This window comes from Crossiella sp. NPDC003009 (genome assembly GCF_053591555.1).
In genome coordinates this window covers 120,714-133,243 of the sequence record NZ_JBSFUA010000021.1, presented here as the reverse complement: position 1 = coordinate 133,243, position 12,530 = coordinate 120,714, and the positions used below count along the sequence as shown (strand labels likewise).

Annotated in this window: 1 protein-coding gene and 1 pseudogene; both read right to left on the bottom strand. The window is 73.6% G+C overall.

The genetic code is table 11. The features are described 5' to 3' along the window. Window positions 1-7,925 (bottom strand): annotated as a pseudogene (locus ACWDY5_RS22600) (type I polyketide synthase); the annotation flags it as partial. 41 nt (window positions 7,926-7,966) lie between these two features. Further along, on the bottom strand, window positions 7,967-12,529 hold the full coding sequence (locus tag ACWDY5_RS22595; protein WP_449724148.1) for an acyltransferase domain-containing protein: 4,563 nt from the start codon (window positions 12,527-12,529) through the stop codon (window positions 7,967-7,969). Window position 12,530: the final 1 nt, after the last annotated feature.

The following is a 12,530-nucleotide window of genomic DNA, read 5'->3' as shown; positions in this document are numbered from 1 at the left end:
CACGGCCATAACAGCCGTTGTCGGCCGCCCACGTCACGCCGAGCAGCGGCGCGCGACCCTCCGCCGGAGTACACATCTGCCTGCACGGTGCCGCGCGGCCGCCAGTGCCGGACCGGGGCGGCCGCGCCCAGTGGTGCGCGGCGCATCCGGCGGCCGTGCAAACCACTGGGCCGCAACGCGATCTGGTCCTCGGTCTGACCGGCGAGCACGGTGCACAGCCGGTCCAGGGTGCGCTCGTCCGCCTCGGCGGGCAGGTCGATGAGACCACCCCAACTCGCCGGGTGCTCCAGGGCTGCGGTGCGGCCGAGGCCCCAGATCATGGCCTGGTCCGGGCTGTGCGCCTCGGCGGGTGCGGCCACCGCGACCGCGCCGTGGGTGGCGCACCACAGCCTGGCAGCACTCTGCTGGGTGGCCATGGCCTGGAGCAGGGCCAGGGTGGCGGTCAGTCCGGCCGGGGCCGCGGGGTGCTCCGGGTGCGGCTGTTCGGCGGTGGCCAGCAGGGACAGGATGCCAGCGCAGTCCGGGTTTTCGGTCAGAACAGCGGTGAAGTCCGGGTTGACCGGGTCCACTATGTGCTCGACGACCTCCGCGCCACGGGCCCGCAACGCGGCGGCGTAGCGGGGGGCCGAGCCGGTGGTGAGCAGCAGCCAGCGGCCGGTCAGCGGGACCGGGACCGGGTCGGGCAGCCGGGTCCAGCCGACCCGGTACCGCATCGAGTCCACAGTGGACAGTGTTGGCCGCCGGGCGGCGTGGATCGCGGCTCCGCTCATGTCCACCCAGTACCGGCTGCGCTGGAAGGCGTAGGTGGGCAGGGTCAGCCGGGCACCGCTGGTGCGCCAGTCGACGGCGACCCCGTTGACGTGCACCTCCGCCAGGGACAACGCCATTCGGCGCGGTCCGCTCTCCTCGCGGCGCAGCGAACCGACCACCACCACCTCGGCGCCGTGCTCGTGCGCGGTTTCCTCGATGCCGGGGGTGAGCACCGGGTGCGCGCTCACCTCGACGAAGACCCGGTGGCCCGCGTCCAGCACACCGCGCACGGATTCGGCGAAGCGCACGGTGTGCCGCAGGTTGCGGAACCAGTACTCGCCGTCCAGCTCGGCGCCGTCCACGAAGCGACCGTCCACAGTGGAGTAGAACGGGATGCTCGCGGCCCGCGGCCGGACCGGGCGCACGGCGGCCCGGATCGCCTCGGCGAGAGGTTCGACGTGGCCGGAGTGGGCGATGAAGTCCACTCCGGGGATGCGCCAGCGCGGCGCGCCCAGCCGAGAGAGCTCGGTCTCCAGCTCCAGCAGCGCCTCGTTCGCGCCGGAGACCACCACGGTGGCCGGACCGTTGACCGCGGCCACCGCGAGCTGACCGTCCCAGCGGTCCAGCAGTTCGCGAACCTGCTGCTCGGGCAGCATCACCGAGAGCATGCCGCCCTGCCCGGCCAGCGCCCGCAGCTCGCGGCTGCGCAACGCGACCACCCGGGCGGCATCGGACAGGGACAGCGCGCCCGCGACGCAGGCGGCGGCGATCTCACCCTGCGAGTGACCGATCACCGCGCTGGGCACCACTCCCCTGGTCCGCCACAGTTCGGCCAGTGCGACCATGATCGCGAACAGCACCGGCTGCACCACGTCCACCCGCTCCAGCGGCGGGGCATCGGGGTGTCCGCGCAGCACGTCGAGCACGGCGAAGTCCAGGTGCTCGGACAGCGTGGTGGCGGCCTCGGTCAGGCGTTCGGCGAAGGCCGGTTCGGTGTCGAGCAGGTCCAGGGCCATGCCCGCCCACTGGGCGCCCTGGCCGGGGAAGACGAAGACCGGTCCGGCGTGCGGGGTGGCGGCGCCGGTGGCCAGGTTGGGCGCGGTCTCACCGCGGCCGAGCGCGGTGAGCCCGGCGAGCAGTTCGGCCCGGTCCGCACCGGTGATCACCGCACGGTGCTCGTGCGTGGTGCGGGTGGTGACCAGGGAGTGCGCGACGTCGGCCGGGGTGGCCTCGGGGTGCTCGGTGAGCCAGGCGGTGAGGCGGTTGGCCTGGGCGGACAGGGCGTTGCGGCTGCGGCCGGACAGCGGCCAGGAGGACAGCGTGGGCTCCGGCGTGGACGCGGGCTCGGTGGGCGCGTTCTCGGGCTGTTCGATGACCACGTGCGCGTTGGTGCCGCTGACGCCGAAGGAGGAGATCCCAGCCCGGCGCGGATGCCCGTTGCGCGGCCAGTCCTGGTCCGCGGTGAGCAGTTCCACCGCACCGGCCGTCCAGTCCACGTGCGGGGTGGGCTCGTCCACGTGCAGGGTGCGCGGCAGGGTGCCGTGCCGCATCGCCATGATCATCTTGATCACGCCGGCGACCCCGGCGGCGGCCTGGGTGTGGCCAAGGTTGGACTTGACCGAGCCGAGCCACAGCGGCCGGTCGCGGTCCTGGCCGTAGGTGGCCAGCAGGGCGGTCGCCTCGATCGGGTCGCCGAGTGCGGTGCCGGTGCCGTGCGCCTCGACCGCGTCCACTTCGGACGGTCGCAGGCCGGCGCTGGCCAGCGCCTGGCGGATCACCCGTTGCTGGGCGGTGCCGCTGGGTGCGGTGAGGCCGTTGGAGGCGCCGTCCTGGTTGACCGCGCTGCCCTTGACGATGGCCAGCACCTGGCGCCCGTTGCGCCGGGCGTCGGAGAGCCGTTCCAGGAGCAGCAGGCCGACGCCCTCGCCCCAGCCGGTGCCGTTGGCCGCGGCGGCGAAGGCCTTGCACCGGCCGTCGGGGGCCAGTGCGCCCTGTTTGCTGAACTCGGTGAAGGCCACCGGGGTGGACATCACCGCGACGCCACCGGCCAGCGCCAGCGCGCATTCACCGCGGCGCAGCGCGTCCGCGGCCAGGTGCAGGGCGACCAGCGAGGAGGAGCAGGCGGTGTCCACGGTGACCGCGGGCCCGGACAGGCCCAGGGTGTAGGCGATCCGGCCGGAGAGGATGCTGGCCGCGTTGCCGGTGCTGAGGTATCCCTCCAGGCCGCCGGAGCCCGCGGCCATGAACAGCGAGGTGTAGTCCTGGCCGTTGGTGCCGACGAACACCCCGGCCTGGCTGCCCCGGATCGCGGCCGGGTCGATCCCGGCGTCCTCCAGTGCCTCCCAGGAGGTTTCCAGCAGCAGCCGCTGCTGCGGGTCCATCGCCAGGGCCTCGCGCGGGGAGATGCCGAAGAAGGCGGCGTCGAAATCGGCCGCATCGTAGAGGAAGGCGCCGTCGGTGATGCGGGTGGCGCCCTCGCCGGGGTCGGCGTCGTAGAGGCCCGGGGTGTCCCAGCCGCGGTCGGTCGGCAGCCCTCCGGTGGCGTGCCTGCCGGTGCGCAGCAGCTCCCAGAGTTCGGCCGGGGAGTGCACGTTGCCCGGGTAGCGGCAGGCCATGCCGACGATGACGATCGGATCATCGTCCCCAGTGGACAGTGGAGCCGGGAGCAGGTCGGCGCCGTGACCGAGCAGTTGCTCGTGCAGGTGCCGGGCCAGTTCCTCGGCGGTGGGGTGGTCGTAGACGACCGTGGTGGGCACCTCGTGACCGGTGGCGGCGCGCAGCCGGTTGCGCAGGTCCACCGCGGCCAGTGAGTCGAAGCCGAGGTCGGCGAAGTTGCGGCCGGGTTCGATCCGGGCGGCCTCGGCGTACCCGAGCACCGCCGCGGTGTGTTCGCGGACCAGGGCAAGTACCCGTTGCCGCTGCGCGGTTTCCTCCAGCTCGGCCAGTTCCCGGGCGAAGGCGGAGCCGGTGACCGGGGCGGCCGGTTCGGCCGCGGCCAGTCCGGGCAGGGCGTCCAGCAGCGGGCGCGGGCGGGCGGAGGTGAACCCGGCGGCGAAGCGCGGCCAGTCCAGGTCGGCGACCAGCACGAAGGTGTCGTCGTGGTCCAGGGCCTGTTGCAGGGCGCGCAGGGCCAGTTCGGGCGGCATGCCCCGCACGCCACGCCGGGCCAGGTAGCCGGTCACCTCGGTGTCGGCGGCCTTGCCGCTCTCCGCCCAGGCGCCCCAGGCGATCGCGGTCGCGGTGAGGCCGCGGGCGCGGCGCTGGGCGGCGAAGGCGTCCAGGTGCGCGTTGGCGGCGGCGTAGGCGGCGTGCCCGCCGCCACCCCAGACGCCGGCGGTGGAAGAGAACAGCACGAACGCGTCCAGCTCCGTGTCGCCGAGCACGGCGTCCAGGTTCGTCGTGCCGGTGACCTTGGCCGCGATGATCTCAGCGAACTCGGCGGGCGTGCTCTCGGCGAGGGTGCCGGTGGCGACCACACCGGCGGCGTGCAGGACCGCGCGGACCGGGTCACCGGCCGCGGCCAGATCCTCGACCAGGGCGGCGAGTGCGGCCCGGTCGGTGACATCGCAGGCCGCGACGGTGGCCCGCGCGCCGAGTGCCTGCATCTCGGCGACCAGTTCGGCGGCGCCGGGTGCGTTCGGGCCACTGCGGCTGGCGAGCACGATGTGCGCGGCCCCGTTGGCGGCCAGCCAACGGGTCAGTTCCGCGCCGAGGCCGCCGGTGCCGCCGGTGACCAGCACGGTGCCGCGTGGCCGCCAGGTGCGCGCGGCCGGTGCGCCACCGGTGGGGGCGGGGGTCAGCCGGCGCACGTACGCACCCTCGGCACGCAGGCGCAGCTGATCCTCGTAACCTGGTGCGGCGAGCACCGCGCACAGCCGGTCCCGGGTGACCTGATCGAGCTGTTCGGGCAGGTCGACCAGACCGCCCCAGCGCTGCGGGTGTTCCAGTCCGAGCACCCGGCCGAGGCCCCAGAGCTGGGCCTGCGCCGGGGTTTCCTTCGCGTTGCGGGTGAGCAGCCAGAGCGGGGCGTCCACCTCGGCGTCGCCGAGGGCCTGGATCAGTGCGAGGGTGTCCAGGGTGGTCCGCGGGGTGTGGTCCAGGGCGAGTGTGGAGAGCACTCCGGTCAGGTCCGGGTGGTCGGCCAGCCGCGCGGTCAGGGTGACCCGATCGTCGACACCGGACACATCGAGGCGGTGCACGGTGGCACCGGCCGCGGTCAGCGTGGTGTCCAGGCCGTGGGTCTCGCCCGCGGTGACCAGCAGCCAGTTCCCGGTGAGCAGGCCGTCGCCGACCGGCACGGGACGCCAGTCGATCCGGTAGCGCCAGCGGTCCACCTGGGACTCATCGCGCCGCCTGCGCCGCCAGGCGGACAGCATCGGCAGCACCGCGTCCAGGGATTCCTGCCCGGCTCCGTCCGCGCCGAGCACGGCGGAGAGCGCGGACATGTCGGCGCGTTCCACCGCGTCCCAGAAGTCCGATTCCAGTTCCAGCCCGGCCACGGCCTCGGCCACCGCTTCGGCCCCGTCCACCCAGAACCGCTCCCGCTGGAACGGGTAAGTCGGCAGCAGCACCGGCCGCGCGGGCGGGAAGTACAGCCGCCAGTCCGGGGCGTGCCCGGCCACGGCGAGCGTGCCGAGGGCGGCGGTCAGCGTGACCGGTTCGGACCGGTTGGCCCGCACCAGTGGCGCGACCACGGCGTCGGGCAGGCAGTCCTGGATCATCCCGGCCAGCACCGCGTCCGGCCCGACCTCCAAGAACCGGCTGACACCCTGTCCGGCCAGGGTGGTCACCGCGTCGGCGAAGCGCACGGTCTCCCGCACCTGCCGCACCCAGTACTCCGGCGTGGCCGGATCACCCTCCACAGTGGACACAAACGGGATTTCCGGGCTGGCGAAGGACAATCCTTCGAGCACGGTCCGGAACTCCGCGAGCATCGGGTCCATCAGCGGTGAGTGGAAGGCGTGCGAGACCCGCAGCCGCTTGGTCTTCACCCCGCGCTCGGTCAGGGTCTCGACAATCGCCTGGACCTCGGTCCCGGCGCCGGAGATCACCATGGACTCCGGGCCGTTCACCGCGGCCACGCTCACCAGGTCGGTGAGCAGCGGCTCGATCTCGGGCAGTGGCGCGCGCACGGACACCATCACGCCGCCCTCGGGCAGCGCCTGCATCAACCGGCCGCGGGCGGTGACCAGTCGGCAGGCGTCGGCCAGGGAGAACACTCCGGCCACGTGCGCGGCCGCGATCTCGCCGACCGAATGGCCGACCACCGCGTCCGGCCGCAGCCCCCAGCTCTCCAGGAGCCGGTACAGGGCGACCTCGATGGCGAACAGCGCGGGCTGGGCGAATTCGGTGCGGTTGAGCCGTTCCTCGTCGCCCCAGATCTCCAGGACGAGGTCGAAGTCGAGTTCGGCGCACACCTGCGCGAAGGCGGCGGCGAAGACCGGGAAGGTCTCGTGCAGTTCCCGGCCCATGCCGAGTCGCTGCGCGCCCTGCCCGGTGAAGGCGAAGGCGGTGCGGCCGCGGGTCACCGTGCCCTGCACCAGGCCGGGGGCCTGCGTGTTGGCGGCGAGCGCCCGCACCGCGGCGAGCAGTTCCTCCCTGGTGCGGCCGGTCAGCACCGCGCGGTGCTCGAACCCGGCGCGGCCGGTGGCCAGGGCGCGGCCGATCTCGGCAGGGCCGAACCCGGTGCCGGAGTCCAGGTGCGCGGCCAGCCGGTGTGCCTGGGCGCGCAACGCCTCGCCGGTGCGGGCGGAAAGCACCCAGGGCACCACGGGCAGCTCGGTCCGCTCCGGCTCGGCCGCGGCGGGGGCCTGCTCGATGATCACGTGCGCGTTGGTGCCGCTGATCCCGAAGGAGGACACCCCGGCCCGGTGCGGGCGACCGGTGTCCGGCCAGTCCATCGGCTCGGTCAGCAGCTCCACCGCACCGGCGGTCCAGTCTACGTGCGGGGTGGGCTCGTCCACGTGCAGGGTGCGCGGCAACCGGTTGTGCCGCAACGCCATCACCATCTTGATCACACCGGCGACGCCCGCGGCGGCCTGGGTGTGGCCCAGGTTGGACTTGATCGAACCCAGGCGCACCGGGTCCATCCGGCCCTGCCCGTAGGCGGCGATCAGCGCCTGGGCCTCGATCGGATCGCCCAGCGGGGTGCCGGTGCCGTGTGCCTCCACCGCGTCCACCTCGGCCGCGGCCAACCCGGCGTTGGCCAGCGCGGCCCGTATCACCCGCTGCTGCGACGGCCCGTTGGGTGCGGTGAGGCCGTTGCTGGCGCCGTCCTGGTTGACCGCGCTGCCGCGCACCACGGCCAGCACCGGGTGGCCGTTGCGGACCGCGTCGGAGAGCCGTTCCACCAGCAACACACCGATGCCCTCGGACAGACTGGTGCCGTCGGCGCTGCCCGCGAAGGTCTTGCAGCGCGCGTCGGGGGCGAGGCCGCGCTGCCGGGAGAAGGCCACGAACACCGAGGCAGTGGACATGACCATGACGCCGCCGGCCAGCGCGAGGTCGCATTCCCCGGTGCGCAGCGCCTGCACGGCCAGGTGCAGTGCGACGAGTGAGGAGGAGCAGGTGGTGTCCACGGTGACCGCCGGGCCTTCCAGCCCGAAGGTGTAGGCGAGGCGGCCGGAGACCACGGCGGCCGCGTTGCCGGTCATCAGGTGGCCCTCGACCTCCGGCGGGATGTGCTTCATGCCGTGGATGTAGTCCTGGGTGCTGCACCCGATGAACGCGCCGGTGGCGCTGCCGCGCAGGGACGCCGGGTCGATGCCGGCCCGCTCGAAGGTCTCCCAGGTGGTTTCCAGCAGCAGGCGTTGCTGCGGGTCCATCGCCAGAGCCTCGCGCGGGGAGATGCCGAAGAAGGCCGGGTCGAAGTCGGCCACCCCGGAGAGGAACCCGCCCTCGCGCACGTAGCTGGTGCCGGAGTGGTCCGGGTCCGGATGGTAGAGCCCCTCGGTGTCCCAGCCGCGGTCGGCCGGGAAGCCGGCGATGGCGTCCCGGCCCTCGGCGACCAGCCGCCACAGGTCCTCCGGCGAGCTGACCCCGCCCGGGTAGCGGCAGGCCATGCCGACGATCGCGATCGGCTCGCTGGCCTTGTCGGTCAGCTCGCGCAGCCGCGCGCTGGTGTCCCGCAGGTCGGTGGTGACCCGCTTGAGGTAGTCGCGGAGCTTCTCTTCGTTCGACATCTACAACCGCCCCCAGAGCGAAAGTCGTGTGCTGGTCAGTGCCTGCCGAAGTCGCTGTCGATCAGCTCGAACAGCTCTTCATCGGAGGCGGATCCGATATCGGCCTGGTTCGGCCCGTCCGCGCGCAGCCGGGCGTCCCAGCGGGTCAGGAGGTCCTTGAGCCGCCGGGTGACCTCGGCGTCGGCGCTGGGGTCGAGTCCGTCGGTGCCGGTGGCCAGCGCGTTCTCCAACCGGTCCAGGTCGGCCAGCACGACTGGCCGGTGGTCGCCGCCGAACAGCCCGTCGTGCAGGTGTTCGGCGAGCACGCCGGGGGCCGGGTAGTCGAAGATCACCGTGGTGGGCAGCCGCAATCCCGTTGCCCTGGTGAGGTTGTTGCGCAGTTCGACCGCGATCATCGAGTCGAAGCCCAGTTCCTGGAAGGCCCGGTCGGCCTCGATCGCGCCAGGGTCGCCGTGGCCGAGCACGGCCGCGGTGTGCCCGCGCACCAGGTCGAGCAGGGCGGTCCGGCGGGCGGCCGGGTCCAGCGCGGTGAGCCTGCCCAGCAGTTCGGGTTCGCCGCCGGTTTCGGCGTTGTGCTCGACGGCCTCCGGGATGCCGGTGAACAGCGGACTGGGCCGGGCCACGGTGAACAGCGGCGCGAACCGGGTCCACTCGACATCGGCCAGCACCCCGGTGGGTTCGTCCCGGTCGAGCAGCCCGCGCAACGCGGTGAGCGCGGCGGCCGGGTCGAGCAGGCGCAGGCCGAAGTCCGGGGCGTCGACCTGGTAGCCGAAGTCCCACAGGCCCCAGGCGACCGCGGCGCCGGGCGCTCCAGCGGCGCGGCGGCGCTGGGCGGTGGCGTCCAGGTGGGCGTTGGCGGCGGAGAGCGCGGTGTGCTCGCCACTGCCCCAGATGCCCGCGATCGAGGAGAACAGCACGAGTTCCACGCTGTCCCCGGCCAGTTCGGTGACCGCGGCGAGACCGTCCACAGTGGGCGCCAGGGCGCGGGCGAGATCAGTGGGTGTCAGGTCTGCCAGCGGCGCGAGTTCGTCCGGGGTGGCCGGGCGGGTGCCGCTGGCGTGGATCACCGTGCGCACCGGTTCACCGTCGGCGGCGAGTTGCTTGCCCAGTACGGCAATGGTGTCCGGTTCGGTGACGGTGAGCCGGACCTCGGCCAGCTCGGCGCGCAACTGCTCGACGTCCGGGGGTTCGGCTCCGGCGAGCACCACGTGACTCGCGCCCGCGGCGGCCAGCCAGCGGGCCAGGTGTCCGGCGAGCACCGGCACGCTGACCGTGGCCAGCACCGTGCCCTCCGGCTTCCACTGCCGCCCGGACCTGGTCCGCGGCGCGCGGACCAGGCGGCGGGCCAGCAACCCGTTGCCGCGCAAGGCGAGCTGGTCCTCCTCCCCCGCGCCAACCAAGGCCGCTGTCACGAGGGCGGGGTCGAACTCCCCGGCGGGCAGGTCGAGCAGGCCGCCCCAGCGGCGAGGGTGTTCCACCGCGGCCACCCGGCCCAGGCCGCACAGCTGGGCCTGCGCCGGATCGGCGGGTTCCTCGATGCCGGTGGCGGCGCGGGTCAGGCACCACAGCGGAGCCTCGATCCCGGCGTCGCCGAGCGCCTGCACCACGGTGAGGGTGGCGGCCAGGGCCGCGGACAGTCCGCTGGGGTGCTCGCCGTTGGCGAGTCCGAGCAGCGAGAGCACACCGGTGAACTCGGTGGAGGCGGCGCGCAGCCGGTCCGCGAAGTCGGCGCGGTCGGCGGTGGTCGCGGGCAGTTCGAGCACCTCGGCCCGTCCGGCCAGGGCCGTGGCGAGGGCGGCGCCAGTGGCGTCCTGGGCGTCGGCGGTGAGCAGCAGCCAGGTCCCGGTGGGCGGGGTGGGCGCCGGGGTGAACGGGACCCAGTCGATCCGGTAGCTCAGCTCGTCGCCGGTGGCTTCGGGTGCGCCGGAGCTGAGCCAGAAGCGCTCGTGCTGGAAGGCATAGGTGGGCAGCGTGATCCGCGCGCCGGTGACCACCTGGGCCCAGTCCACCGGCACGCCGTGCACGTGTGCCTCGGCGAGTGCGCCCAGCACCCGGCGCACCCCGCCGTCCTCGCGGCGCAGGGTGCCGACCACCACCGCCTCCCGCTCGGACTCGTGCGCGGTCTCGGTCAGTCCCGGGGTGAGCACCGGGTGCGCGCTCACCTCGATGAACACCCGATGCCCCTGCGCCAGCAACGCGGTGCAGGCTTCGGCGAAGCGGACGGTCCGGCGGAGGTTGCGGTACCAGTACTCGCCGTCAAGCTCGGCGCCGTCCATCCAGCGACCGTCCACAGTGGAGTAGAATGGCACGCTCGCCTTGCCCGGCCGGATGTCCTGGGCGCAGGCGCGGACGCCTCCGGCGATCTGCTCGATCTGGGTGGAGTGCGCGGTGAAGTCGACACCCGGGATCCGCCAGCGCTGGACCCGTTGGGCGGACAGTTCTCGTTCCAGTTCGGTGAGCGCGCCGTCGTCGCCGGAGACCACGATGGTAGCCGGTCCGTTGACCGCGGCCACCGAAAGCCGGTCGCCCCAGCGGGTCAGCAGCTCCCGCACCGGTGCCTCGGGCAGGGTGACCGAGAGCATGCCACCGTGTCCAGCCAGCGGGATCAGTTCCCGGCTGCGCAAGGCGACCAGCCGGGCCGCGTCATCCAGGGAGAGGATCCCGGCCACGCAGGCGGCGGCGATCTCACCCTGGGAGTGGCCGATCACGGCGGCCGGTTCGACGCCGAAGGAGCGCCACAGCTCGGCCAGGGAGACCATCACCGCCCACAGCACGGGTTGCACGACGTCCACCCTGGCCAGGGCTCGTTCGTCGGCAGCCAGGTCGGCCAAGGGGCGGTCGAGGTAGGGGGCAAGGGCCTGGGCACAGGCGGTGAAGCGGTTGGCGAAGACCGGGTAGTGGGCGATCAGGTCGGTGGCCATGCCGGGCCATTGGGCGCCCTGGCCGGGGAAGACGAAGACCGGGCGGGCGGGGAGGTTCGCGGTGCCGTGAAGGAGGCCGGGGAACGGGGCGTCTTCGTGCAGGGCGCGGAGGCCGTCGTCGAGGGCGGTGGGTTCGGTGAGCAGGACGGCGCGCTGGGGGAAGGCGGTTCGGGTGGTGGCGAGGGAGTGGGCCAGGTCGGGGATGTGCGGGCGAGTGGTGAGGAAGTCGCGGAGTTTTCCGGCCTGGGCACGCAGGGCGGCCTGAGTGCGACCGGAGAGGAGGAGGGGCACCGGGTGTGCGGTCGGGGCAGGCTCGATGGTGCGGACGTGTTCGCGAGTCGGGGCGGGTTCGCTCTCCCGCCGGGCCGGGGCTTCCTCGATGATCACGTGTGCGTTGGTGCCGCCGATCCCGAACGAGGACACCCCCGCCCGCCGCGGCCGCTCCCCCGCCGGCCACGCCACCGGCTCGGTCAGCAGCGACACCGCGCCCGCCGACCAATCCACCTGCGGCGTCGGCTCATCCACGTGCAGGGTCCGCGGCAACCGCTGGTGCCGCAACGCCAGCACCATCTTCATCACCCCGGCCACCCCGGCCGCCGCCTGGGTGTGCCCCAGGTTCGACTTCACCGAACCCAGCCACAGCGGACGGTCCCGGTCCTGCCCATAGGTCGCCAGCAATGCCTGCGCCTCGATGGGGTCACCCAGCGCGGTGCCGGTGCCGTGCGCCTCCACCACGTCCACCTCGGCGGGTGCCAATCTGGCTGCGGCCAGGGCGGCGCGGATGACTCGTTGCTGAGCCGGGCCGTTGGGGGCGGTGAGGCCGTTGGAGGCGCCGTCGGAGTTGACCGCGGAGCCGCGCAGCACGGCGAGGATCTTCCGGCCGTCGCGTTCGGCGTCCGAGAGTCGTTGCAGGAGCAGGATTCCGGCGCCTTCGCCCCAGCCGGCGCCGTCAGCTGCGGCGGCGAAAGCCTTGCAGCGGCCGTCTCCGGCCAGGCCGCCCTGCTTGGCCAGTTCGGTGAAGACCGCGGCGGTGGACAGCACGGTGACGCCACCGGCCAGGGCCAGGTCGCATTCGCCGGAACGCAGGGCCTGGGCGGCCAGGTGCAGGGCGACCAGCGAGGACGAGCACGCCGTGTCGATGGTGACGGCGGGGCCGGACAGGCCCAGGGTGTAGGCGATCCGGCCGGAGGCGACGGCGTTGGAGTTGCCGGTCATCAGGTGGCCGCTGACCTCGGCGGGCAGGGTACGTGGGCCCGCGAGGTAGTCCTGGTTGCTGCACCCGGCGAAGACGCCGGTGGCGGTGCCGTGCAGGGTGGTCGGGTCGATGCCGGCGTGTTCCACGGTCTCCCAGGTGGTTTCCAGCAGCAGCCGGTGTTGCGGGTCCATGGCCAGGGCCTCACGCGGGCTGATGCCGAAGAAGGCGGCGTCGAACTCGGCCGCCTCGGCCAGGAAACCGCCGACCTGGGCGTAGTCCGCACCGGGCCGCAGGTCCCAGCCGCGGTCGCGCGGAAAGCCGCGGACCGCGTCCACCCCACCGTCCACCAACTGCCACAACAGTTCCGGGGTGGCCGCGCCGCCGGGCAGGCGGCAGCCCATGCCCACGATCGCCACCGGTTCCCTTGCGCCGTCCTCCACCTTGCGCAGCCGCGCCCTGGTGTCGTAAAGCTCGGCGGTCACC